A 22104-nucleotide genomic window follows, 5' to 3' on the forward strand; every position below is an offset into this window, starting at 1 on the left:
AGATGACTTGAGAATGTGAGATTTGGGTTTTTGGTTTGCTGGCAATTATGATGAAGAGACTGATTGATCATATAAATGACTAAGTAGAATGCCTGAGAAAAAACCTAACTTAAAGCATCGTTATGATTGAACCTAGCAATATCACCAAAATAGACCCATAACACGCAATATGCATTGCTACCTCAGGATGCTGCCTATCCATGATAAATAACTCTCAGAACCTTCCACTATTGGGAGTGCAAGGATTTCAGGCACTTCATAACTGTGCAGGCTCTTAACACGGTCAGCTAATTCCAAAAACAAGTCCGCACGCGATTTCATAATTACCAAACATTCCTCTGCTTGGTCGATTTTGCCTTGCCAGTGAAAAAACGAAGTTACTGGAGAGATTATGTTTGCGCATGCAATCAGTTTGTCTTTTAGTAGCGCTTGAGAGATTTTTTCGGCTTCTGCCCTGTTTGCGGTTGTAACTAAAACAATAACGAAATTAGTACTCATGGTCGTTTCACAATTTAATGTTGGTTTGTGGGAAATAAAACCTTGCCATGCCACAGGGAAGCGTTAATACATTTAAATTCCCATGTACAAGTATAAAGTATTGTTGAGGTGGCACTTTTGAAAGAGGAACAATTCAAGATTCTCAAAACTATGAGTGAAGCAAAAAATCGTATGGACCTAAACATGTTTGCGCAAGCCGTAAACTTAAGTCCTGACCAAGCGATGGCTGAAATTCAGGAACTTGCAAAAGAGGGCTTTTTACGCAAGGTCGGTAAAGGGTATAGCTTGACAGTGAAAGGCAAGAGTTTCCTTAAAGTTTTTCAGATTGTTTCAAGTGAAATGAGCTTTCAATTCTACGAGCGCATGGATAAGCCACTAGGGTTAACTGCCAAGTCAATAGAAGAGTTCTACAAGGCAATCAAGCAAGTGTGCACTGATTCGCTGGAGTTCCACCTGTGCAGAGGCGACTTTGAAAGGTGGCTGAGCGATGTTTGCGGGGACAAGAAATTAGCCCAAGAAATCGCAGCGCTAAAGACTGATGAGTTGAAGGGTGAAGAACTAAGAACAGCCTTGCTAAAAACCATCGACGCAAAATACGCCATCGAAGAATTCCTCTAGGCTTTTTTCCGCTCTGACTCTAGTTTTTTCCACCAATCGGGAACTTTCGCATCAGCAGCAATATCCCACATATCAAACGGCTTAACATCCAACACTGGAGTATCATCGTAAGCATCTAAACCCTTAACCGTCAAAACGTTACCTTCCACTTTCAAAAGTTCAACCAACGTCAAGGCAATAGGGTTTGGTCTGAGCATGGTTCGGGTGGCGAAAACTCCAAGCAACGGCAAGTCCATTCTGCCTCTGAGGTGAACCTTTAGGGTTTTTCTTTGCTCGCTTGAGAGTTGGTTTAGCCAAAACAGCACAAACAAATGTGAAAAACCATCAATACTCTCTAAACCATCAACCAACTCACTGTTAAGGATAATCTGTGAGATGGCGGTTTTATCTTTAATTTCATCGCCAACAGCGCTGGTTTTGACATAACCAATCGGTTGCAAAACAACTTTTTCTCCAATAGCCATGTGTTTTCACCAAACTTTTGATTGAATAAACCAAACATATAAGCCTTCAATCTATCGCTCAGAAAAAACTATACCCACCTTATTTATACTCCCACAGTTGCCCGTAATTGAGCTTTGCCTGCATCAAGCCACAACAACAAAAACCGCAATCTCTATATTACTCCATGAAAACTTTCTCAAAACAGCCACTTGCGGGCCCGTAGCTCAGTCAGGCCAGAGCGGCGGACTCTTAATCCGTAGGTCGCGGGTTCAATTCCCGTCGGGCCCGCCAAACAACTTAGATTTTAGTTGCGAGTCCCTCTGCCCACTTTTGTATTGCTTGAACGTCTCTTGTGTCATAAACGTCTGGTTCAGTTTCTTTGTAGTTTGCGGCAAGTTTGGGGCGTTCATTCTCCATGCCCTTTTTCATAATCCAACTCATCGTGTTAAAATTGTATATTGCCCCAAAAAAGCCCAATGCAACTGGTTTAAGGTTGTACTTGGCTACTTTTTCGTCAAGGTATTTTGTTTTTGCGTTTGTTGCTATTTCAGGTTTATCAGGGTTCATCTTTTCAGCGGCAGAACCGCAATTGACAAACAACGCCACCTTCTTTGTGCTTAGCTCTTTTTGGAACTTTTTAAGAAAATCCTCTGGCTCTCCAGTCCAGCGTCCAACCTGAATGCCGCTGCCCACAATAATCAGGTCATACTCGGCGATGGATTTGATTTTTTCTTTTTTCGCATTCACAACCTTGGCTTCTACGCCTTGCTTTTGAAGTGTTTGGGCGATGTCTTGGGCGGTTACCGCGGCTGTTCCTGTTCTTGTTCCGTATACAATCAAAGCTTTTGACATGAAATATCCCTTTTTTAGTATAGTTCAGAGGTGTCTAATGTATTTTGGCATGCTTGATTTATACGCGCCTGAGCAGTGCATACTTGCCAGCGTCTCGACCAAGAGTACAATTTTTTAAGAAGAAAGAAATAGTTATTGAGTTAAGATGAAAGCAAAAATCTTTCTGCTACTTGCAATGGTAGCATTGTCTTTTCAAATCTTTGTAGCGCCCGCCCAAGCTCAAGATTGGCTGAGCATCCAAAATGAATACTTCATAGTCAAATACCATTCTGGCTATGAAGCAGACGCTAATGTCACGCTAAATACAGCCATGATTGTTCGCAATATCACTCTTGAAAAATACCCTCATGTGCTTAGCTCAAAAGTCGTGATAGAAATATACGCTAACCCGCAAGAACTAGGATACCCCACAGCAGTTGCAGTGGTAGACGCACATAATGCGACCATTAAAATCTTACGACCATCTTGGGAAGGAAGCTGGGGTGGTTATGAACAACTCGATAACCCTTTTAGAAGGGTGTTAAATCATGAATACGTGCATGTCCCATTTTACATAGACCTCTACTCAAAGCCTACAGGATACGATAATCCGCCCTCTTGGTTCAGCCAAGGAATCGCTGAATACATAAGTCAAAATTACCTCCCCATCTATGAATATAGGGTTCGAGAGGCTGTAAAGAACAACAAATTCACCATAGAAGAACCCTACTCATGGGGGCTCTACATTCTTGAATTCATGTACCACGAATATGAGCAAGAAAAAATCGTCAAACTAATCAAAAGCAACGCATTAACCTTCGACGACGCGCTAACCAGAGAATTAAATGAAACAACATCAGAATTTGAAAATAAATGGAAAACATATTTAATGGAAAAATTCCAAGTTTCGCCAACGCCAAGCTCTACACCAATAATACCAGAAGCGCCACCATTTGTTGCCGTTGCAATATTAGCTACTCTAACTTGCATTATTGCATTGATGCGGGCTAACCGAAAATATCGTAAAAATTTTTTTCCAGCGCAACTTAACGCTTTCATAGCGCTGATGATGATTCTCCAAATGTCTTGAGTAACAGGTTTAAATGCCGCATTTGATTCACAAAAGTCTGTGCTTATGTAAAAGTTAAAAAAGACAAACAGCGAATTATAAGATGGGGAGGCAGTGCGTTGAGCGAGCGCAAAGAACTGCTGAATATGCTCAGAGTCATGTGGAGGAAAGGCGACTCGCCTCTTCGACGGATTTATTCCTCTTGGGAAGAATTGGAAAGCAACACAGAAATAATGCTATATAAAAACGAGCCAAAAGAGGTGTCAGCCCGTAAGTCTTGCCCTTACTGCGGTGCACTGCAGAAAATTGTAAAACCAATTGACGAGCTGTTTCCATACGGCGATTGTGAATCATGCAAACAGACATTTCATATCAACAATAATTTAAGCGTCAGAAAATTAACCGAGGAAGAGAAAGAAAACATGCCTGCTGAATGGGTGCGGATACTGGAAGACCTAAAAAACAAGAAGTTAGCGATAGTGTTCAAGTTAGACTAACACTTGAGCTTCTCTCTAAACAGCACTAAAAAGCGATTTTAAACCCCTACTTAGGAAAACACCCTACAGACATAGTCTTTTAAATGATATGCGAGGTTCCGCCAACTAACAAAAATATTATTATCAAAAAGCAGCAAGTACTTAGCGAGTGCTAAAATGAAGAGAAAAACGGTCGCGCTGGCAGTTGTCTTTGCGTTATATGCCTCATTAGTGTTCGGAGTGCAGACAAATGACGCGGTGAGAGCAAATCCTATCAACACACACCTGATACCTAGCATAGAGATTGGTTTTCCTGATACTTCAATCGGCGGCTACGTCAACAGTACCGTCGGATTCAGAATCTACGTCTATATGCCCATCGAATCTCCAGCACTCAACAGTATAACCTACATCCTAGACGGAGGGTCATCGACTAACATTCAAGACTTAAAAGTCACCAAAAATCACGATGATGGCGCTGGGATTGATTACAAAACGTACACAGCGCACATCACCTTAACAGGCTTATCTGAAGATACCCATTCACTGGTAGCTTACGCTGGAAACATGTCTGATTCTAGAGACTTCACTGTAAACTCTTTTTACCATGTTACAGCACTTTATGTCGTTTCACCAAATAACCAAATATACTCCACGACCGTGCCATTGACATTTACTTTTACTGGGGAAATAAAGAATGCTCATTACTACTTGTATAATGGTAAGAAAATAGTTTCTGAAAACCTCTCAGCGGAAACATAACCTTAGACAACCTTCCAGATGGAAGTTACACCATGTACCTGTTTGTGACAACACAGTATGGACAGGATTCAAAACAAGTGCATTTCTATATAATTAGTAACTATACGCTCACAATCGTTGCAATTGTACTAGCATTACTTGCCATTTCGATTTGCGTGTTGGTTTACTTTAAAAAGTTTAGACCGAAAAGTGTTGTAACAAACGCCACAACCAGCCTGCAACGCACCTCAAACGCTGACACAAAAAAGCAGCTCGCCGCTAAACCCACTGGTAGATGATGAATAAGGGCGACACTCTCTTCTTCTACTACTAGAAAAAACAAAAAACTGTGGCAAACAGGAGCGCTTTAGGCTAAGGCGACCACTAATGTTTGCTTTTGACGCCAGAGACATATTTATATTAGGCTTCATTGTTTTACTGCAAGGAAAAACTAAAGGGATAGAGACTCTTTGACTACTCCTCACGACGTTCCAGCATCAAAATTCATCGACCGCTTATCACGGTACATTAGGGAAAACATTGACGAAGTTCAACCGCCTACATGGGCAACCTTCGTCAAAACAGGCACACATGTCGAGAAACAACCCCAAAACCCTAACTGGTGGTACACCAGAAGCGCAAGCATACTCCGCAAAGTCTACGTTCACGGGCCAATCGGACTGGAGAATTTGCGCTCTGACTACGGCGGAAGAAAAAACAATGGTGTTAAAAAGAATCACGTCACCAAAGCAGGCGGAAGCAGCATCCGCAAAATCCTCCAGCAACTTGAAAGTGCTGGTTTAATCCAGACTGTCAGGCCCAAAGGCAGGGTTATGACTCCTAAGGGTCGAAAGCTTATGCAGGAAGTTGCTGGCGACTTAGCAAAAGAAATGGTTAAAACTGCCCCTGAACTCAAGAAGTATCAAGGCGAATAACGCGATGTCGGATGATGAGCTTGAGCAAATTCGTAAACGAAAACTTTTGTCGATGCAAAATCGCCTAAGCGAGGAGCAACGGCAAGCTCAAGTTGAACAACAAATAGAACAGCAAAAACAGGCGCTCTTAGCAAAGATATTGTCGCCTGAAGCTCGGCAAAGACTAAATAACCTTAAAATGGTTAAACGTGAGTTCGCTGAGCAAATCGAGTTGCAACTCATCGAGATGGCGCAATCTGGAAGGTTGCCGATGCCGCTGTCGGATGTGCAGCTCAAACAAATCCTAATTCAGCTTCAATCAAGGAAGCGAGAAACAACAATCAGAAGGATATAAACATGGCACGAGTAAAACCAACCGCAAAGAAACTCAGGTTAGCTAAAGCTGGCAGAGAATCACAGTCTGTTCCAACATGGGTTATTGCCAGAACTGACGGTAAAGTTAGAAGCAATCCTAAACAGCGCCGCAACTGGAGAAGCAGAAAAATAAAAGCATAGGAGAACCAGAAAACCATGGCTAAAGAAACTAAACAAGAAGAGCAAATACCTGAAGATGAAGAATTAGAAGAATTAGCAGACTTACCTGACGAAGAAGCAGAATTGGAAGAAACTGCTGAACAAGAGCAGGCTCCAGTTGAAGAGCAACCAGTAGCCGAAGAGGAAGAAGCGGCAGAAGAAGAGAAAGGAAAGCCTGCGAAAAAGAAAAAAGAAGAAGAAATCGTAGAGGAAAGATTCTACACAATACCGCTACAAAGGGCATTGGTGCGTCCACCCAAAAAACGTGCTCCACGTGCAGTACAACTGATTAAAGCATTCATAAACAGACACATGAAGGTTGAAACACAGGTTTCCGAAGAAGAGGAAGAAGAAGAGCTATCCCGACTGATTATAAGCGAAGAAGTTAACGAGAAAATTTGGGGAAAAGGCATAGAGAAACCTCCACGCAGAATTAAAGTGCGCGCAACCAAAGATAAAGACGGCAACGTAACAGTCTACTTAGCCGAAAACCAGTAAACCTTTACAACTCTCTATCCTTCACATCTTCATTTTTTTTAAATACTATCTCTAACAGTTTTAGTTATAATGCCTTTTAAGCGGAATCTCGATTATAAACGTCGTTCCTTCCCCAACAGTGGTTTCGAAGCTTACATTTCCATCCAAGGCTTCGACTAGCTTCTTCACAACCGCCAAGCCAAATCCTTGACCTTTAGACTTAGTCGTAAACAAAGGCTTGAAAATTCTGCTCTTGACCTCCTCAGTCATACCTTTACCAGTGTCTGAGACAGCTATGATTACAGCATTTTCTCTTCGGAAAGCGCTTATGGTGAGGTTGCCACCTTTCTCTTCCATAGCTTGTATGCCGTTACGAACAAGATTAACTAATATACGCTTCAAAAACGAAGGGTCAACTTTAAGCATTGGAAACGACTTCTCTATTTTATAGGACACGCTAACGTTTTCGGGCGCATCTAACTCCGAGAGTACGTCTTGGATTATTTCTTCAAGGCACGTTTCTTGGATAGTTGCAGTTAAGGGTTTAGCGTAATCCTGCAGGTCGGTTACGATTTTGTTTATGTACATTGTTTGTTTCTCAATACAGTTAATGCTTGATGTCAAGTTCTTTCTTGCTTCGCACTCAGGCAACCCGTTTATTTCTTCTTTCGCTAAAAACAACTCGCAAATAATCGTCTGCAACGGATTACGAATATCATGACCAACCATACCTGCGGTTTCGCCAATAGCCGCTAAGCGCTCAACACCTTTCATCCTCTCAGTTCGGATTTTTATTACTTCTTCAAGGCGCTTAGCATACTGCTCCAGCGAGTCTTGAAGCTTCCTGCGTTCGGTTACATCTTTCAAAAGCACTGATATTCCATCGCCTGTGGGGTAAACTTGAATTTCAAAGAAAAACTCTCCATCACAATTGGGTAGATTGCCAACCCATGTGCGCGGCTTTTTTGAATGCATAGTGGAAAGAAAAACCTTAACAAACTTTTTTGTCGCTTTACTTTTTCCGAAAACATCAAAATAATGCTTATTCACAGCTTCTTTAATGTCGATTCCAGTTAGTTTCTCAATTGTCTTATTCCAATAGTTAATCTTTAAACTTGAATCCAACGCAAAGAAGGGGTCAGTGATGCTCTTTGCTATTTTTCTGTACTGCCTCTCGCTTTGCCTTAGCGCTTGCTCAGTTCTCTTTCGTCCAGTTATGTCTTTGATTATCATTACGAAATGGTCTTTTTCCGGGCAATAAGCGCTAATCGAAAACCATCTGTTGAGTGCTGGGTAAGCGCTCTCAAACGTTAAACTTTTACCTGTATGGGCTACTTTGCCACATTTTTTAATCCACTTTAACGGTTCACTTTCCAGTGTGGAAAATAGCTCCGTAGCTTTTCTGCCCACAACAGGTTTATGCAGACGTGCAAGTTTACGACATAGTTTATTCATATCATAAAAAACGTAATCCTTAGCGTTTCCAAACTCATCAAAAATGACCTTGCAATAAGCAAACCCGTAATTCATGTGCTCAAATAACCCATCATACACATTTTTACCAAGCGATGTTAATGTGGAAAGAACCTCATCGCTTAGTTTGGCATCTTGCATTTGAGGCATATCTAACATCCAAATCCTTCTCCATTTTTAAGCAAAGAAGCACTCTACAATTAGACCTACACAGCTCTCCTGAATTAGCTGTACAACCTACTTATCACTAGTAATACAGGGTTCATTAAGCTTTTCTCTTAACGAAACTTGTCAATAACAAGCCAAACGTCTCCATTGTCCATGTTATTTTTTACATAATCGGAGTAACATTCAAAAGCGACCCTTACGCAAACATTAGAATAATGATACCTGTTCTGAACGTTAATTGGCAAAGCCTACCATCCGACTACTCGCCTAGCGAACGCGATGCAGACGTGCTGGCACTCATCGAAAACGAAGACTTAGCCACGTTCACGTTTGATGGCCTCAAACGCAGAACAGGTTTACATCCAGAAACACTCTCACGCATCCTGAACCGACTGGAGCAGGAAGGCATCATCAAAAAAGAACATGAAGGCTACCGTGTAACCCCAAAAATAACTAAACTGAAACTGCATCAGCCAAGCAAAGAAACACCTACAACCCCGCTCATACAAACTTTCTTGCCCTCAGACTTAATTACGCCACAGCTTATTTTGGGGCTTAAGGGCAAATGGTTCGGCTTGCTCCGCTGGGTAGGCATTTCTGAAAACGCTCAAGGCGTCACGCTAAAATGGATAACCGAGGACGGTGGAATCCAAATATCCGCCCACATCCAAGGCACAGCCCTAAACATTGAAGCCAAATTCTTAACCAACAACAACCTCAACTTGGCACTGAAAGCTTCCTACCAACTGATGTCCCTCATCGGCAGACTGTGCATAACTTCGCAGTCACAAAGACATGCCGTAGCCCGAAACGTAGCTTACTTTGGCGACTTTATGTTGCCATCATAAGTTTGTGACTAACTATGGGCATTCCTTAGTCAACAAATACTATTTTGCCCATTTAGTCTTCTGTGAAAAATATGACTCAACTAGTTAACTCACTTGAAATCCTAAAATCAGTCTCAGAAGCAACCAGCAACCTAATCAAAAAAGCTTCAGAATCAGTGGTGGCAGTAAAAGCGCAGATGTCACGGGGCACAGGCGTGGTTTTAACCAGAGACGGTTACATCGTCACCTGCAACCACGTTCTTGCAGGATGCAACACCGTCAAAATAGGACAAGGAGAGAAAACGCTTAACGCAAAAATCGTGGGCATCGACCCATACAACGACATAGCCTTACTTAAGGCAGAGAGAGGCGAATTCACACCCATAGAAATGGGCGATTCAGAAAAACTAAACGTAGGACAATACGTTTTAGCATTAGCTAACCCATTCAACCGCCAGCAACCAACCGCCACCAGCGGCATGGTCACAAGCGTAAACAGCACTCTGCGCGGATGGCGCGGAACACACATGGAAAACATCATCGCCACCGACGCCCAGCTAAACCCAGGCTTCAGCGGCGGGCCACTCATTGATGTTGATGGCAAACTCATCGGCATAAACACTGCTTACGTTTGGCAAAGAGGCATCGCCATACCTATAAACAAAGTCAAAACCATAGCTGACCGCTTAATGACTGGACGCAGCGCTCAACGCGGATACTTGGGCATAATCGCTAACACAGTTGCCATACCGCAAGAAATCGCTGACCAAATCGGCTTAGATCAAGAAACAGGCGTCATGATATTCTCAGTCGAACCAGACTCCCCAGCACGCAAGGCAGGATTAGCCATGGGTGATGTGATAGTCAAATTCAACGGCAAACCCGTCAACGACTTCTACGACCTGCCAAGCCTGCTCGCTGAAGACGTAATCGGCAAAGAAACCAAACTAACCATCATACGCAGAGAAAAACTCCTCGAAGGCACAATTACTCCAGCAACTTACGGAGGCGAAGAAGACTGATTAGCAAAATTCCCTTAGAACTTGAACCGCCCTCACCGATGTCGCCGCCGCCACTGCGCAGACGCCCCAGCCCGATGCCGCAAATCAGCATGACCCCAACCGAAAAGCCAACGCTCAGACTATTCTTAAACGAACGATGGAACTAAACCCAACAACTTTTTCTTTAGGCTTCTTTAACTGCTTTAACAGTTCGCTTTAACAATAATTCCGCTACTTCTTGGCTTGGCCAGCTTCCTAAGCCGCAGTCAGGCCCCGTAAACGTCATGCGCTCGCCATATTTTTCTTTAGCAAACCTGTAGCGTTTTTTTATGGTTTCCACTGTTTCAACCAACTGTTCATTTGTTGGTTTTGTGATGCCTCTCTCGTAGAGTTCAGCCCATATGGTGTCGATGTCTGTTCGGGTGATGCCGACGCGGATTTGTTTGTCTGCCTTCTCAAGCATGCTTTTTGATACAGCTTCTATGTTTTTTGGGGAGGCGCCGTACTCAAACGATAAAACATCAAGCCCCCTAACAGGAAGTAAATCGTGAATTGCTGTGCTGAAGTGAAGATGAATCTGTTTGATTGGTCCTTGAAAGTTATAGGCTGTTTCAAGCGTTTCACGAATCAAGTCAGGTGTCGCTGAAAGGTTGGTGTGTCCAAGGCTGGGTTCATCTATGGAAACCACTTTGGTTTCTATGTACTTGTTATTTAAGATGGAATTCTTCGCAAAGCGGTTTATCGTTTGGGCAATCCCATCCAACACATCTGGGAAAGCTGTTGTCCCAACCTGTTGCAGGTACTGTTCGATTGCGCCAAAAATGGAAACCCGCAACTGAATTTTCTTGCCGAATTCTTCGCTTAGCTTTTTTGCTTCTTGGTTAATGACGTATATTTCTGGCAGAACGGCTTTTTCTTGGTCAACAATAAAAGAGCCCTTTTCCATCGCGATGTGAATCATGTCGCCGACTTGTCTTATTCCACTGTATTGCTGAGGAAAGTTGACGACGTCAAGACCTGAAGCAATTTTTTTCTTAAACGAATCGATGACAATTGAGCAGAAGTTTCTTTGGATGAATTCGTCTTTTGAGGGGTCTTTGCCGTTGATTATGGCTTGTCTTGCAAGTTGATAAGCTTCGCTGAAGCGGTCTCTGTTTGTGTTGGGCGGCAACGGGAAGCTGCCTATGTCGTCGATTAAGGTTTCCATACAAGCTATTGAGTCGAGAAAAGTCTATTAAAGCTAATCCTACCATTAAACCGCTGAAAGGTATGAAATCAACAACTGAAAATTGTATATTCTGCAAAATCATCCGCAGAGAGGCACATGCAAGTATAGTTTACGAGGACGAGCAAGTCATTGCTTTTTTGAGTAACCACCCTGTTAATGTGGGGCACACGCTGGTGGTTCCCAAAAAACATTATGTGAATATTTTCGATATTCCAGAGGACGAAGCCGCCTACCTGTACAAAATAACAAAGAGAATAGCTCATACCGTCAAAGACGCAACAGATGTTGCTGGCATCCGAATCGTGCAGAATAACGGTGAAGCCGCTGGTCAAGTAATTTTTCACTTGCATGTCCACATTATCCCGATGAAACCACACAATCAAAATAGTCATGATGGCGCTTACCGCGACAAGACAAAACCCCGAAGCAGCGAAGAACTGGAAAGCGACGCAGAAAAAATAAGACACGCCCTCATGCGACCTAATTGAGTGCAAATGATGCTTATCAGAACAAGTTTTAATACAGTTCCATAACAAAGTAACACTCAGGTGTGTTCCATGGCTGAGTCAGAAGAAGAAATTTACTCAATTATGTTCACATCGCTTAAGCATCCAGTTCGCCGCAAAATCCTGCGAATGCTTGCCGACAAACCTATGACTTTCATGGAACTGGTTGAGTACATCGGCCTCTCCAGCTCACACTTGACTTACCATTTGGAAAGTCTCGGCGAACTTGTCTTTAAAATTGAGGATGGCAGATACAAGCTCTCAAGCTTTGGTTATGCTACCGTCACAGCCATGAAAGGCGTGGAAGAAGCGCCCGAAATCGAAGTTAAACGCCGCATAAAGCTTCCTTTCAGGTGGAAATCTATAATTGCAACGTTGTTGGTTGCTGTTGTGCTTTTGGCAACTTTTTCTGCATTGCAATTTGCGGCTTTAAATCAAGTCACAGCCAACCAAAACAAATTGATAGCGGAAAATCAGCAGTTGCTGTCATGGGGTTTAGGCACAAATAAAGTCGCCACCCTACTTCGCGATGTTGCTCAAATTGACACAACCAAATACAAGATTACTTTGTTGAGTAACACGGTTGAGCAGCGGCAAGACTTCAATGTTGCGGAAGAACTTTTAAAATACTCCCTAACCAGCCCCACAAGCAACTTAGACGCAAGCTTCCGCTTCCGAGACAACCACCTCTCACGCTACCAACTCAACCCAATCGAAAGCCAGCCAATCTACACCAGAACCCAACCAGGAGATGTTTTGGAAAATGCTAAAGCAACGCTTAGCCGATACAGAGACTACTCAGGCGATGCGTACCTTGACCAGATGGCTAACCTGATAGTGCAAGTTAACCAACTTGAAAACACTGAAGTAACAGAGGGCAACATGAAACTTAAAATCACTATTGTAGGCGGCACTGTTGACTTTCTTTGGATGTACACGGATAAGGGCATTGATTTCTCAGCTAAAAGCCTGCGCATGACCTTTCAAAGCAACATCCTAACTACCTTAACGGATGGGTACTTCCTCTTTACCATCGGCAACACTAACCTTGCAATCAGCCAAGACCAAGCCGTAACCATCGCCAAAAACCACGTTAAAACCTTAACGTGGAACATAGACGGTAAACAAACCAGCGGCTTTAACGCTCAAGACACGCCAGTTTCAGTGGAGCTTTTGCCTCATCCGAGGGGTGATTCAGTTGCGCTTGTTCCTTATTGGTACGTGGTACTGAGGCTTGATAAAGTGTACGCTGGCGGCATAAACATAGTAACTGTCGGCGTTTACGCTGACACCGGAGAAATCGCTGACGTCCAGATGCTAAGCGGCTAAAACCGCGACGTAACAGTTCACGTTTTCCTCATCCACGAAAGAAACCAGTCGCAAGCCCGAATCCTCTAAAACATCCATGAAAACCTCAAGCGGAAAAGCCTTCTTTAACCCCGTTACCACAAGCCACCCGTTGTTTTTTGCAACCCTTTTTAGCTCATCAAGTGTCTGTGTGGGTTTAGGCAGGTTCTGAAGCACCGTAAAAGCGAAAACAGCCCCAAAAAAGCTGTCTCTAAAAGGCAGGTGGTCAGCGTCAGCCTGCACAACAAACACGTTACTCAAAGCCTTCGTCTGTTCTTTTGCCAAAAGCAACAGTTTACGGGAAATGTCCACACCAATAATCAGGCTTGCTCGCATGGCAACTTCGCCAAAGAAAAGTCCTGAACCACAGCCCACATCTAAGACAAAAGCATTTTCAATATTGATGCTTTGCAGTGCTTTTTGATATTTCATTTTCTGTTCTTGTGCGTATCGCTCCTCGTAAATGTCTGCTGTTGTGTCGTAACGTTGCATTATTTTGCGCTTGCTTTTCCATGCTGACAATGCCTGTGCCTTCGAGAACTCTTATGTACCATTGGCTAATTAATAGTTGGCTGAACCAGATGCAGCAACCAAACAAAATTACGGTACTCACAGAGCCAACGTTAGCGGAAGCGGCAAGGCTTATTGAGAAAGCTTTCTCGCAGAGAAAAACCCTCATCGTTGCTGGCACGTGTAGCGTGCGTTATGTCGGCAGAGCAAACTCAACGCTTGAACTCGGCGAACGCCTCTTAATAATAAAGTCAGATGGCGCGCTTCTTGTTCACCGCCCCGTGGGGTATGAACCTGTGAATTGGCAGCCGCAGGGAAGCGTCTTTCACGTTACGTTAGGCGAGGAAAATCTTGAGGTGCATGCGGTCAGGCAGAAGCCCAGAGAAAACGTAAAAATCCGTTTCAACAGTGTCCTTATGGTTTCAGCTTTGAGTTTGGATGATTCAGGCGAGTTTTTGCTTCATGCCAGCGAAGTAGACATGCACAGATCTATTCTGATTAAGCCTTCACTTTTTGAGGAGGGATTCAAGCCAATCAGTTATGAAAAGAAAGTGGAGCCTGGCTTTGTGGACGTTTACGGAGTGGACAAGAATGGCAAGCTCGTGGTGATAGAGGTGAAGCGTAAAACCGCCAGCAAAGAAGCCGTCCTGCAGCTTGCCCGCTACATCGAGGCGATAAAGGAAAAAGCCAACCGTGAACTCCGCGGCGTGTTGGTTGCGCCTAGTTTGGGTAAAGATGTGCAGCGGTTGCTTGTGACGATGGGGTTAGAGTTTAAGGCGTTGGACCCAAAAGAGTGCGCTCAGGTACTCAAAAAGGCGGAGAATGCACGGCTGGAGAAATTTTTCGGAGATTCAGTTGGGAAGCCTTAAATTATTCCCTTGCTTTTGGCTTGTTTGGAGTGTGTAAATGTTGAATTTGTGGAAAAGTATCCCAGCGGGCGATAATCCGCCTGAACTACTAAACATGGTTATCGAAGTCATGAGCGGTTCTCGGGACAAGTACGAGTACAAATCTGATTGGGAAGCCTTCGTTTTAGACCGCATTATCCCTTCCTCAGTTGTGTTTCCAGTTGAATACGGATTTGTCCCTAGAACATGGTACATTGACGACGACCCATTGGACATTATGACCTTGTCCTTTGAGCCCCTAGAAGTTGCCAGCATTGCCAAGGTACGTGTGATTGGCGCTTTAATGATGGAAGACGAGAAAGGACCAGACGCGAAAATTCTCTCAGTGCTTGTAAACGACGCACGCTTCGAAGGATACAACGACATATCTGACATACATAAGCATGAGCTGGTTGAAATTCAAGAGTTCTTTGAAACTTACAAGCGGCTTGAACCTCACAAGTGGACTAAAGTAAAAGGTTGGAAGAACCAAAAGGAAGCCAAAGCCATCGTCGCTGAGGCGATGGAAAGATACCTCAAGCTTGCTGGCGATAGGCCGTAAAACCACTTTTTCTTTTTCGAATTTTTAGAGCCATAACCGATGTAGCGATTAATAATCCTGCCAGTGCTAACAATGATGGAGATTCAGGAACAACCGTGTATGTATAGAATGCCCCCAGATTATCTTTAACTGTAGTGTTGTTAGCGTTATCAGTTGCGATTATTCTGTAGCCAACCGTCGTCTGATTCAGCATAGCTGGTATTGCGGCAGAATACGTGCCGCCGCTGACATGCGACATTGTTAAGTTATTCCACACGGTATCATTGCTGTAAGACAGAATTACTTCCTTAATTCCACTGACAGCATCAGTCACATTAACCATAACGGTTACTTCTTGATCAGGCAACGGTTCCAGCGGTATCTGGACTGGGTCACCTACAACTGGCGGTGTAGATTCATTTACATGCAAGCGATAAATTCTACCGTCTAATGCGCAAATGTAGAGTTCATCGTTTTCGTCAACGCCGAACGAAAGAATATTCAAGTTCGTATCAACAAGCTCAGAATTAGCAGCATCTCCATTTGTATGATACTCTAATGCCCAAATTCGCCCTGACCCAAAATCACCATAAACATATTTCCCAACGAGTTCTTTTAGGTTTGAACCATGGTAAACAAATCCTCCAATCACGGAGATGCCTAAATCACGCGAGTACTCCCAAACGGGTAACTCAAGACCTGACAGATCAGCTGAATCAGGCTCAAAAGGCAGGCTTCCCTCCATTAGGCTCCAGCCGTAGTTTTTGCCCTTCTCTACAATATCAATCTCTTCTATTCGGGCTTGCCCCACGTCGCCGACCCACAAGCGACTTGTTTCGAAGTCAAAACTAAAACGCCAAGGGTTACGGAAGCCATACGCATAAATTTCCTCACGATAGCCAAGAGTGTTGCCTTTGAACGGATTGCCGCTTGGGATAGAGTAGTTGGTGCCTGAAACGTCAATGCGCAAGATTTTTCCCAGCAGGGTTCCAAGGTCTTGTCCTCGCTTATTAGGGTCGTTGCCTGGTCCGCCGTCGCCTAGCGCAATGTAGAGGTAGCCGTCGGTTCCAAAAGCGATTTGTCCACCGTTATGGATGGCGGTAGGCTGTAACACTTCCATGAGAATAGATTCACTTTGGGCGTTCGCTTGGTTGGGATTGGTCGGAGATGCTGAGAAGCGAGAGATTATTGTCCTGCGCGGGTTATCAGCGACATAATTAACATAGAACTGTCTGTCACTTTCAAAGTTTGGAGAAAAAGCTAAGCCAAGCAAGCCCTGTTCACCTCCAAAAAGCACGCGGTCAGTAATATCAAGAAAAACACTGCTGGAGGATATGCTGGGTGTGTTTTCAAAAACACGGATAATGCCTTGCTGTTCGACAACAAAAAGCCTGTTTGTGCCATCCTCAGCCGCGTAAAGACCTACAGGAGTGTTGAATTGAAGGTTTGGGAAAGCAACGCCAACATTATAAGTGCCCTCAAGAGCAGAAGTAGTCTGTAGTTTAAACCAATTGCCAAGCGGGTCTTTAAGTAAAACAAAAGCAGCCACGACTAATAGCGAAATCAACAGTAAGGACAAAATTAACCGTTTAAAACTCATAACTTTCACTTTGGATTATAACTAGTTTACGGATTAACTAATTTATGCATTATGGAGAAATAGCCTTGTCGAATTAATTACCGCTAAAGTTAAAGCTAAGCACAATTATTGTATGAAATCGCGCGCCTCATCTGGCTTGGCAATTGGGGCTTTCGGCTAGCTTGGTCCAGGCTTGTAGCCTCGGGCGCTATAGACCCCGGTTCAAATCCGGGAAGCCCCACCAGTGTTATTTTCTAGTAGTAGAAGAAGAGAGTGTCGCCCTTATTCATCATCTACCAGTGGGCTTAGCGGCGAGCTGCTTTTTTGTGTCAGCGTTTGAGGTGCGTTGCAGGCTGGTTGTGGCGGATTCCTCAAGTAGAAGGAGCTTTTCTGGCGTTGGATATTTGTCTGTGCCGTTGAGTGTTGCTTTAGTTACAAAAGTTGCTCAATAATCCTGTCCACAGCAACCTTATCGCTAAGACCTGTCACGTCAATGGTTACATCGGCATACCGCCTGTAAAGCGGCTGCCTCTCCAAAAAAAGCCCATCCAACCCCTTCTCCCTTAAACCAACAACCCCTCTAATCGAAAAATTTACTCTACGCCGCTTAATCTCCTCCAAAGAAGCATCCAAAAACACCACTCTAGAGATACCCTTCAAAAAACCCATCGCTCTCGGCGAATATATGGAGCTACCTCCTGAAGAAATAACAGAATCACACACCGCACCTATGCCCAGTATGGCATTCTCCTCTAGCTCCAGAAACTTTTTCTCACCCAAACAATCGATTAAATCCTGCAATCTCTGGTTAGTATCCTGTTTAATAATCCTGTCAATGTCAATAAAGCGATAACCCAACCGCTTCGACAAAAGCAACCCTACACGACTCTTCCCCACACCAGACATACCAATAAGAGTAACATTCATAACAAAGAATATAGGTACACACATTAATTTCATTTTTTGAGGCAGATTGCAGACTGGTTGTATAGCAAACCGCAAGCAGATGCACTGTTCTAACGCTAAATACTTCGCCTGTTAGATATTCATGAATTCTTCGATAACAACCGAGCTTTTCTAAAAAAATCTTGTAACCCTTTTATATGGAAAAACTATTCAGTTCTGGTACCTTAACGGTTGATTCCATAAGGCTGTTACTTTTCGGTTGATAAAAAATCTGCAAACTTATTGGTTGCTTGTGCTAAAGTTTCTCGATTGCCTTTTTCCCTAATCTTTCAACCATGTCCTTCCGTTTTTTCGCATCCAAGATTCTGTGCTCCTTTCCAGTAAGATGTTGCTCAAAATTATGTAGCCAATGATTTTTAGAAATTCCCTTTATACTCTTGTTGCAACTACCACCCAAAGGACAGAAAATTTCGATGCTTCTTTTTCTTTCCAAGACCTATCCCTACCTACTATTAGACTGCCTTTGGAGAAATAACCCTTTTGCCTTACAGTAAAAGAAGATGAGGCTTGAAACAGATTAAACTTCATCTTTCAAGTAGCTTGCATTTTGTATCAGTGTTTTCCATCTACTTTCTCTTCTATCTGTTTCCGCAAGCCTCTGATGGTGTCTTACCGTTTAATGCTTCGTGAGGTCGTATATAATTGTGGTAATTTTGCTATACTGTTAGGGTTTGTTCTGGTTGCATGTTTGCTGCTGCATATATGGTCAGGTCGTCCGAATAAGTGATTTAATCTTGCACTTTCAGTTCATCTTCAGCAGTAAATGAACCCACGCCTTTTAGGGTTCCAAAGCCTTTATTACGCTTCTTGCTTCTACTTTCAAACGTTCTTTTTTTCACTCTGACTGGCTTTTTGGGCAACATTAATCCTCTAATGAATTTTGTTGTTGATCTTTAGCAGATATCCAGAGCGAGATATACCTGTTATTAGAGGTCAGATGAGATATTTTTGTGCTATTCTCTTGCGGCAACCGCTAAGAAGGGGCAGGATCATATCAGCAGTTGCGTACACAGTAGGGATAGCTCCAGAATACATCGTCATATGGTACCTTGTGATGCTAAGAAACCGATGTTTTCTACAGTTAGACAGAGACAGGACTCTATAATGAACTGCCGACAGTCATGTTTAAAAGCGTAAGAATATCTTTGAGTAATACGTGAGTAATGTATGGAGTCAGAAGTGGTAGTAACTAAGAAAGGTCAGACAACCATTCCTGCAAGACTGCGCAAAAAGTTCAAGATAGAAGAGGGAACACGCTTAGAAGTCGTCGAAACAGAGGAAGGAATCCTGTTTAAACCCAAAAAATCCTTTTGGGACCTGATTGGGTCAGGGGCACCATACGCTACTGTCGAAGAGGTAAAGAAGGACTTAGACAAGATGCGGGCTGAAGATGTCTAAACGAGTCTACGATACGCGTTTTCTTGCGGAGGCTGTGTACTCCAAAGACTCCAGTTTTCAAAGAAGGGCGGAAGCAGAAAAGAGGAACCATGAAAGATACATTTCTACAGTAGCAGTGCATGAACTTTACCGGTTAACGTTAATGCGTGAGGGCAGAGAAACCGCCAAGCTTCGAATATCACTGTTAACGAAAACCTTCAAAGTTATCCCTGTTGACGAGCAAATTGCGGAGAGTTCTGCTGAATTGAGACAAAAATATCAGCTTTCGATGGGCGACAGCATGATAGCTGCAACAGCAGCCATGTTGGATGCGGTTTGTGTTTCCGATGACCCACACTTTAAGCAAATTAAAGAAATACGCACCGTTTGGGTGTAACATTATTATCTGGGAATAGAAGCAAAGAAGGGCTCTTGTCCCATTTCTGCAGTTGCATAAACCGCTAGTGCCACCGCCCAGAATACGTCGTCATGTGTTCCTTGTGGGTGGTGGTAGCCTATGGTGCCGTCTTTGTTTAGGCTGTAGCGTTCCACGTTAAGTTCATTGCATATGTCGCCTCTATACGGGCGCTCCCAGCTAAGTAGCGGGTAGAAGAATTGGTGGTTTGCCATGCGCTGTTTAAGCAGGCTTGCCATCTCGCTCTTGCGCGGCACGCTAAAGTTTACGCCTTCAGCGTTGTAGATTTTGGCGTTTTGCATGTCCGCTATGATGCTTGGACCTTCCCTTGTGAAGTCCACTCGGATACGCTCGAATTTGCCCCAGCGGTCCTGCAACGCTTTGAGGTAGCCCAGCACAGTTGCGTAGATGGTGGGTTGCTGGAAAATCTTGAGGTGGCGCAAAAACAACCGCTCATTTTTACGTTCAACCACAGCAAGAACACTGTAATCGCGAGTCTGCGCCAAATCCAGCCCAGCATAAAATTGTCCTCGACGCTCTGTTTCTGGATTGTACTCTTTTAGGTCTTCACCACACGTTGCAGTTGTGCCAATGCAACTGGCGATTAGGCTCTGGGTTAGCCATACGTCTTGGTCTTCTGTCCACTCAGCCTCCATCTCCCTTCGCCAGCGGATTGGGTCATCGCCCATCTGCGTGCGGATTTTCTGTATGATGCTGGGTTTTAGTGGTCCGTTGGGTTCCATCGCTTGCTCCACGGTGACGTGGGAGGTTTTGTAATCGGCGAAGTCTTTGTGGGTGAACATTTTGTAGAAGACGCTGTCGGTGTGCCAAGGGGTGCTGGTGCAGACAAATTTGCCGTTAGTCGTGCCCAAGGTGTAGAGGATGGCATCGTAGAGGGCTTGGTCGTTGGCTACAAAGTTGAATTCGTCAGCGTAAACCACATGCAAAGTTGGTCCTCGGATAGTTTCAGGGTTATTTGGGAAAGCCTCAATCACGCTGCCGTTAGAAAAGTGAATTTGAGTGCGCTGAGGCGCAAAAACCAATCCTGATGGAAGCTTGCGGGAAAGGGAGCCTATGCGGCTGAGGATACGTTTGGTTTGACGGTAGGATGGACCAACGATGCCGATGGCGCTGTCTGGATGCGTGATTGCGTACCAAAGCAACAACGCGGCAACTATGAAACTTTTACCGCTCTGCCGACTCCACCGCGCAGCAATAAACTGGTTCTCAACAAACAGTTTGATAAATTCTTCTTGATAGGCGTAGGGCTTAAATTTCAAAATTTCCCTGCAAAAATCAACTGGGTTAGCGCTGAGTCCCTCAGTTTTCTCAAGTGCCAACTCTTCAGCTAGCAAGTTACTGCGCTGGACTTTTTGCCACTGAATTAGATACTTGTTGGGGCGCATTGTTTTGGCTTTTACCCTCAAGGAGCGCGGCATATTTTGCCTCCATGTCGTTTAGTTTTGCTTCAACCTCTCGGTAGCTCAGGTAATCGGCTAGAATTTCCTTGTAGGTTCGGGCTAACGTGGCGATGGCTTGTAGGCGCTGAACTTCCACTTTGTTTAGCCCCGGTTCTTTTGCTGCTTTGAGTGCACCCGCCAATTCCTTGAGCGTTTCTTCGACGCTGGGTAACTCGTCGGGCAGAGGCAGATTGGCTTTGGTTACTTGTTCGGATGGTACTAAGCCGAGGCGCTGGCATTTCAGCAGGATTGCGGTAGGTGTTCGCTTTAGGGTTGAGGCTATTACGTCTATGGGGGTGTTGGCTTCTATGAGTTTTTTGAGTTGAATTTCTTCTCGACGTTCCAAGGGATTCCTTTAGTCATAGGCTTTCACAACAGTGCAGTGAGCAAGCTTGCTTTTGAACTATTTTGCGCTTAAAAAAGTCTGATTTACAAATACTTTTTAAATAATTGTACCTTAGAGCTCAAATTTAGTCATATTATTAGCAGTAATGGATCACGAAAAATCTCTCATTGAATTCTCTGCAAATAAAAAATAACTATTTTGGCGACTCCGCAACTCTGCGTTTTCTAAAGAGAATAAACACGTGCCCCCTAACCTCAACCAAAGCAGCGCCAGTCGCCTCAGCAGCACGAACCGCAATCACCTGCGCAGTAACCTCACCCACCAACGCCGCAGGCAAAACCCGCACCTTCACCATCTTGTTCTTCTGAAGTTGTTTTTCAATTTCAGCTACCGACTGAGAAGTCAACCCATCCTTGCCAACCCAAATCGTCGGACCCTCATCTTTCAGAACATGCCTAACATGGCGCTTCATCCGAGTAGTTATCTTACTCAAGCTTCTTCTGCTCCTTTTTCGCCTTCAACAATATACGAGTCTGATTACCACAATTTAAACACGTCACTACAACATGAGGCTCCCTTTTCTGCCTTACCCTAACCCGACAATTAACCCCATAAACAAACAAACTATTACAGGCTTTACACGTCTGACGCCTAAACTCAACAGGCAAACGAACCTTCGCCCCCATAGCAATCCGCCGAGCAGACGCAACATACTGCACAGCCAGTTTAGGGTCAGTCCTGCCTACTTTCCTTGCCTGCTCAAACAACACCGCAATCCTCTGTTTAGCTATCTGTCTAACACTAGTCTGTTGCTTCATCAAACCTTACCAAACAAGCAAAAGAACACAGCATCAATACATAACACTTGCGT

Annotated in this window: 30 protein-coding genes and 2 tRNA genes; 19 read left to right on the plus strand and 13 right to left on the minus strand. The window is 43.9% G+C overall.

The features are described from left to right. Positions 1 to 177: 177 nt before the first annotated feature. Positions 178 to 498 (minus strand): divalent-cation tolerance protein CutA, encoded by a 321-nt coding sequence (locus tag NWE95_12830; GenBank protein MCW4004785.1) that lies wholly within the window; start codon positions 496 to 498, stop codon positions 178 to 180. A gap of 117 nt (positions 499 to 615) precedes the next feature. Here NWE95_12830 and NWE95_12835 point away from each other — a divergent pair, with 117 nt between their 5' ends. Beyond that, a complete protein-coding gene (locus NWE95_12835) occupies positions 616 to 1116 on the plus strand; it encodes a DUF5752 family protein (protein MCW4004786.1) in 501 nt (166 codons plus the stop codon). Here the strand turns inward: NWE95_12835 and tsaA are convergent. Beyond that, complete coding sequence (tsaA, locus tag NWE95_12840; GenBank protein ID MCW4004787.1) at positions 1113 to 1580, minus strand: tRNA (N6-threonylcarbamoyladenosine(37)-N6)-methyltransferase TrmO; 468 nt, start codon at positions 1578 to 1580, stop codon at positions 1113 to 1115. The two genes, NWE95_12835 and tsaA, sit on opposite strands and share 4 nt — an antisense overlap. A 193-nt stretch (positions 1581 to 1773) precedes the next feature. Between tsaA and NWE95_12845 the strand changes: the two genes are divergently transcribed. Next, a tRNA-Lys gene (locus NWE95_12845) sits at positions 1774 to 1851 on the plus strand. A gap of 6 nt (positions 1852 to 1857) precedes the next feature. Here the strand turns inward: NWE95_12845 and NWE95_12850 are convergent. Further along, on the minus strand, positions 1858 to 2412 hold the full coding sequence (locus NWE95_12850) for a flavodoxin domain-containing protein (protein MCW4004788.1): 555 nt from the start codon (positions 2410 to 2412) through the stop codon (positions 1858 to 1860). A gap of 145 nt (positions 2413 to 2557) precedes the next feature. Here NWE95_12850 and NWE95_12855 point away from each other — a divergent pair, with 145 nt between their 5' ends. The 8 genes from NWE95_12855 to NWE95_12890 all read left to right on the plus strand — a co-directional run bounded on the left by NWE95_12855 (position 2558) and on the right by NWE95_12890 (position 6623). Beyond that, positions 2558 to 3481, plus strand: coding sequence for a hypothetical protein (locus NWE95_12855; GenBank protein ID MCW4004789.1), 924 nt, complete (start codon positions 2558 to 2560; stop codon positions 3479 to 3481). Positions 3482 to 3579: 98 nt separating this feature from the next. After that, positions 3580 to 3957, plus strand: coding sequence for a hypothetical protein (locus NWE95_12860; GenBank protein ID MCW4004790.1), 378 nt, complete (start codon positions 3580 to 3582; stop codon positions 3955 to 3957). A 156-nt stretch (positions 3958 to 4113) separates the two neighbouring features. Further along, a complete protein-coding gene (locus NWE95_12865; protein ID MCW4004791.1) occupies positions 4114 to 4698 on the plus strand; it encodes a hypothetical protein in 585 nt (194 codons plus the stop codon). Between the two features lie 32 nt (positions 4699 to 4730). Further along, the gene (locus NWE95_12870) at positions 4731 to 4976 is read left to right on the plus strand and encodes a hypothetical protein (GenBank protein MCW4004792.1); all 246 of its coding nucleotides are present in this window, start codon (positions 4731 to 4733) and stop codon (positions 4974 to 4976) included. Positions 4977 to 5147: 171 nt separating this feature from the next. Further along, complete coding sequence (locus NWE95_12875; GenBank protein MCW4004793.1) at positions 5148 to 5612, plus strand: 30S ribosomal protein S19e; 465 nt, start codon at positions 5148 to 5150, stop codon at positions 5610 to 5612. A gap of 4 nt (positions 5613 to 5616) precedes the next feature. Beyond that, entirely contained in the window at positions 5617 to 5946 is a 330-nt protein-coding gene (locus NWE95_12880) for a DNA-binding protein (GenBank protein MCW4004794.1), read from the plus strand. A gap of 2 nt (positions 5947 to 5948) precedes the next feature. Then, on the plus strand, positions 5949 to 6107 hold the full coding sequence (locus NWE95_12885; GenBank protein ID MCW4004795.1) for a 50S ribosomal protein L39e: 159 nt from the start codon (positions 5949 to 5951) through the stop codon (positions 6105 to 6107). 219 nt (positions 6108 to 6326) lie between these two features. Further along, positions 6327 to 6623, plus strand: coding sequence for a 50S ribosomal protein L31e (locus NWE95_12890; protein MCW4004796.1), 297 nt, complete (start codon positions 6327 to 6329; stop codon positions 6621 to 6623). A gap of 60 nt (positions 6624 to 6683) precedes the next feature. Here NWE95_12890 and NWE95_12895 read toward each other — a convergent pair whose 3' ends face one another. Then, positions 6684 to 8225 carry an ATP-binding protein gene (locus NWE95_12895; GenBank protein ID MCW4004797.1) on the minus strand — a complete coding sequence of 514 codons (1542 nt, stop codon included), beginning with the start codon at positions 8223 to 8225 and terminating at the stop codon, positions 6684 to 6686. Positions 8226 to 8458: 233 nt separating this feature from the next. Between NWE95_12895 and NWE95_12900 the strand changes: the two genes are divergently transcribed. Together NWE95_12900 and NWE95_12905 are read left to right on the plus strand one after the other, a co-directional pair. Continuing rightward, the gene (locus NWE95_12900; GenBank protein ID MCW4004798.1) at positions 8459 to 9091 is read left to right on the plus strand and encodes a hypothetical protein; all 633 of its coding nucleotides are present in this window, start codon (positions 8459 to 8461) and stop codon (positions 9089 to 9091) included. 71 nt (positions 9092 to 9162) lie between these two features. Continuing rightward, on the plus strand, positions 9163 to 10092 hold the full coding sequence (locus tag NWE95_12905; protein MCW4004799.1) for a trypsin-like peptidase domain-containing protein: 930 nt from the start codon (positions 9163 to 9165) through the stop codon (positions 10090 to 10092). A 163-nt stretch (positions 10093 to 10255) separates the two neighbouring features. Here NWE95_12905 and NWE95_12910 read toward each other — a convergent pair whose 3' ends face one another. Further along, positions 10256 to 11278: a hypothetical protein gene (locus tag NWE95_12910; protein ID MCW4004800.1), complete on the minus strand. Its 1023-nt coding sequence runs from the start codon at positions 11276 to 11278 to the stop codon at positions 10256 to 10258. A 62-nt stretch (positions 11279 to 11340) separates the two neighbouring features. Here NWE95_12910 and NWE95_12915 point away from each other — a divergent pair, with 62 nt between their 5' ends. Continuing rightward, positions 11341 to 11787, plus strand: a complete 447-nt coding sequence (locus NWE95_12915) for an HIT family protein (protein ID MCW4004801.1) — start codon at positions 11341 to 11343, stop codon at positions 11785 to 11787. A 69-nt stretch (positions 11788 to 11856) separates the two neighbouring features. Further along, positions 11857 to 13134, plus strand: a complete 1278-nt coding sequence (locus tag NWE95_12920; protein MCW4004802.1) for a winged helix-turn-helix domain-containing protein — start codon at positions 11857 to 11859, stop codon at positions 13132 to 13134. Here NWE95_12920 and NWE95_12925 read toward each other — a convergent pair. After that, the gene (locus NWE95_12925) at positions 13123 to 13644 is read right to left on the minus strand and encodes a class I SAM-dependent methyltransferase (protein ID MCW4004803.1); all 522 of its coding nucleotides are present in this window, start codon (positions 13642 to 13644) and stop codon (positions 13123 to 13125) included. The two genes, NWE95_12920 and NWE95_12925, sit on opposite strands and share 12 nt — an antisense overlap. An 89-nt stretch (positions 13645 to 13733) precedes the next feature. Here NWE95_12925 and nucS point away from each other — a divergent pair, with 89 nt between their 5' ends. Both nucS and NWE95_12935 read left to right on the plus strand, forming a co-directional pair. Further along, a complete protein-coding gene (gene nucS, locus NWE95_12930; GenBank protein ID MCW4004804.1) occupies positions 13734 to 14531 on the plus strand; it encodes an endonuclease NucS in 798 nt (265 codons plus the stop codon). A gap of 37 nt (positions 14532 to 14568) precedes the next feature. Further along, positions 14569 to 15111, plus strand: a complete 543-nt coding sequence (locus tag NWE95_12935) for an inorganic diphosphatase (GenBank protein ID MCW4004805.1) — start codon at positions 14569 to 14571, stop codon at positions 15109 to 15111. On the opposite strand, the gene NWE95_12940 is transcribed toward NWE95_12935, so the two are convergent. Next, positions 15086 to 16690 carry a PQQ-dependent sugar dehydrogenase gene (locus NWE95_12940; protein MCW4004806.1) on the minus strand — a complete coding sequence of 535 codons (1605 nt, stop codon included), beginning with the start codon at positions 16688 to 16690 and terminating at the stop codon, positions 15086 to 15088. The genes NWE95_12935 and NWE95_12940 overlap by 26 nt on opposite strands. A 145-nt stretch (positions 16691 to 16835) precedes the next feature. Here NWE95_12940 and NWE95_12945 point away from each other — a divergent pair. After that, positions 16836 to 16913 (plus strand) — tRNA-Pro (locus NWE95_12945). Positions 16914 to 17101: 188 nt separating this feature from the next. On the opposite strand, the gene NWE95_12950 is transcribed toward NWE95_12945, so the two are convergent. Beyond that, complete coding sequence (locus NWE95_12950; protein MCW4004807.1) at positions 17102 to 17575, minus strand: shikimate kinase; 474 nt, start codon at positions 17573 to 17575, stop codon at positions 17102 to 17104. Between the two features lie 788 nt (positions 17576 to 18363). Next, positions 18364 to 18498, minus strand: a complete 135-nt coding sequence (locus tag NWE95_12955; GenBank protein ID MCW4004808.1) for a hypothetical protein — start codon at positions 18496 to 18498, stop codon at positions 18364 to 18366. Between the two features lie 304 nt (positions 18499 to 18802). On the opposite strand from NWE95_12955, the gene NWE95_12960 reads away from it, so the two are divergent. Together NWE95_12960 and NWE95_12965 are read left to right on the plus strand one after the other, a co-directional pair. Continuing rightward, positions 18803 to 19033: an AbrB/MazE/SpoVT family DNA-binding domain-containing protein gene (locus NWE95_12960; protein MCW4004809.1), complete on the plus strand. Its 231-nt coding sequence runs from the start codon at positions 18803 to 18805 to the stop codon at positions 19031 to 19033. After that, the gene (locus NWE95_12965) at positions 19026 to 19409 is read left to right on the plus strand and encodes a PIN domain-containing protein (GenBank protein MCW4004810.1); all 384 of its coding nucleotides are present in this window, start codon (positions 19026 to 19028) and stop codon (positions 19407 to 19409) included. Before NWE95_12960 ends, NWE95_12965 begins: the two co-directional genes overlap by 8 nt. Before the next feature lie 5 nt (positions 19410 to 19414). Here the strand turns inward: NWE95_12965 and NWE95_12970 are convergent, their stop codons facing one another. The 4 genes from NWE95_12970 to NWE95_12985 all read right to left on the minus strand — a co-directional run bounded on the left by NWE95_12970 (position 19415) and on the right by NWE95_12985 (position 22051). Continuing rightward, positions 19415 to 20866, minus strand: a complete 1452-nt coding sequence (locus NWE95_12970) for a terminase family protein (protein ID MCW4004811.1) — start codon at positions 20864 to 20866, stop codon at positions 19415 to 19417. Then, positions 20784 to 21233, minus strand: a complete 450-nt coding sequence (locus tag NWE95_12975; protein ID MCW4004812.1) for a hypothetical protein — start codon at positions 21231 to 21233, stop codon at positions 20784 to 20786. The genes NWE95_12970 and NWE95_12975 overlap by 83 nt, the downstream gene beginning before the upstream one ends. Positions 21234 to 21426: 193 nt before the next feature. After that, positions 21427 to 21726, minus strand: a complete 300-nt coding sequence (locus tag NWE95_12980; protein ID MCW4004813.1) for a YhbY family RNA-binding protein — start codon at positions 21724 to 21726, stop codon at positions 21427 to 21429. After that, complete coding sequence (locus NWE95_12985) at positions 21719 to 22051, minus strand: ribonuclease P (GenBank protein MCW4004814.1); 333 nt, start codon at positions 22049 to 22051, stop codon at positions 21719 to 21721. Before NWE95_12985 ends, NWE95_12980 begins: the two co-directional genes overlap by 8 nt. Positions 22052 to 22104 lie beyond the last annotated feature (53 nt).

It is taken from the genome of Candidatus Bathyarchaeota archaeon (genome assembly GCA_026014725.1).
Lineage (GTDB): Archaea > Thermoproteota > Bathyarchaeia > Bathyarchaeales > Bathycorpusculaceae > Bathycorpusculum.

Excerpts from the sequence above, each read along its gene's own strand:
- NWE95_12830 (MCW4004785.1), bottom strand. The coding sequence starts at position 498 with ATGAGTACTAATTTCGTTATTGTTTTAGTTACAACCGCAAACAGGGCA.
- tsaA (MCW4004787.1), bottom strand. The coding sequence starts at position 1,580 with ATGGCTATTGGAGAAAAAGTTGTTTTGCAACCGATTGGTTATGTCAAA.
- NWE95_12850 (MCW4004788.1), bottom strand. The coding sequence starts at position 2,412 with ATGTCAAAAGCTTTGATTGTATACGGAACAAGAACAGGAACAGCCGCG.
- NWE95_12855 (MCW4004789.1), top strand. The coding sequence starts at position 2,558 with ATGAAAGCAAAAATCTTTCTGCTACTTGCAATGGTAGCATTGTCTTTT.
- NWE95_12865 (MCW4004791.1), top strand. The coding sequence starts at position 4,114 with ATGAAGAGAAAAACGGTCGCGCTGGCAGTTGTCTTTGCGTTATATGCC.
- NWE95_12870 (MCW4004792.1), top strand. The coding sequence starts at position 4,731 with ATGTACCTGTTTGTGACAACACAGTATGGACAGGATTCAAAACAAGTG.
- NWE95_12880 (MCW4004794.1), top strand. The coding sequence starts at position 5,617 with ATGTCGGATGATGAGCTTGAGCAAATTCGTAAACGAAAACTTTTGTCG.
- NWE95_12885 (MCW4004795.1), top strand. The coding sequence starts at position 5,949 with ATGGCACGAGTAAAACCAACCGCAAAGAAACTCAGGTTAGCTAAAGCT.
- NWE95_12895 (MCW4004797.1), bottom strand. The coding sequence starts at position 8,225 with ATGCCTCAAATGCAAGATGCCAAACTAAGCGATGAGGTTCTTTCCACA.
- NWE95_12900 (MCW4004798.1), top strand. The coding sequence starts at position 8,459 with ATGATACCTGTTCTGAACGTTAATTGGCAAAGCCTACCATCCGACTAC.
- NWE95_12905 (MCW4004799.1), top strand. The coding sequence starts at position 9,163 with ATGACTCAACTAGTTAACTCACTTGAAATCCTAAAATCAGTCTCAGAA.
- NWE95_12910 (MCW4004800.1), bottom strand. The coding sequence starts at position 11,278 with ATGGAAACCTTAATCGACGACATAGGCAGCTTCCCGTTGCCGCCCAAC.
- NWE95_12915 (MCW4004801.1), top strand. The coding sequence starts at position 11,341 with ATGAAATCAACAACTGAAAATTGTATATTCTGCAAAATCATCCGCAGA.
- NWE95_12920 (MCW4004802.1), top strand. The coding sequence starts at position 11,857 with ATGGCTGAGTCAGAAGAAGAAATTTACTCAATTATGTTCACATCGCTT.
- NWE95_12925 (MCW4004803.1), bottom strand. The coding sequence starts at position 13,644 with ATGCAACGTTACGACACAACAGCAGACATTTACGAGGAGCGATACGCA.
- nucS (MCW4004804.1), top strand. The coding sequence starts at position 13,734 with ATGCAGCAACCAAACAAAATTACGGTACTCACAGAGCCAACGTTAGCG.
- NWE95_12935 (MCW4004805.1), top strand. The coding sequence starts at position 14,569 with ATGTTGAATTTGTGGAAAAGTATCCCAGCGGGCGATAATCCGCCTGAA.
- NWE95_12940 (MCW4004806.1), bottom strand. The coding sequence starts at position 16,690 with ATGAGTTTTAAACGGTTAATTTTGTCCTTACTGTTGATTTCGCTATTA.
- NWE95_12950 (MCW4004807.1), bottom strand. The coding sequence starts at position 17,575 with ATGTCTGGTGTGGGGAAGAGTCGTGTAGGGTTGCTTTTGTCGAAGCGG.
- NWE95_12955 (MCW4004808.1), bottom strand. The coding sequence starts at position 18,498 with ATGTTGCCCAAAAAGCCAGTCAGAGTGAAAAAAAGAACGTTTGAAAGT.
- NWE95_12960 (MCW4004809.1), top strand. The coding sequence starts at position 18,803 with ATGGAGTCAGAAGTGGTAGTAACTAAGAAAGGTCAGACAACCATTCCT.
- NWE95_12965 (MCW4004810.1), top strand. The coding sequence starts at position 19,026 with ATGTCTAAACGAGTCTACGATACGCGTTTTCTTGCGGAGGCTGTGTAC.
- NWE95_12970 (MCW4004811.1), bottom strand. The coding sequence starts at position 20,866 with ATGCCGCGCTCCTTGAGGGTAAAAGCCAAAACAATGCGCCCCAACAAG.
- NWE95_12985 (MCW4004814.1), bottom strand. The coding sequence starts at position 22,051 with ATGAAGCAACAGACTAGTGTTAGACAGATAGCTAAACAGAGGATTGCG.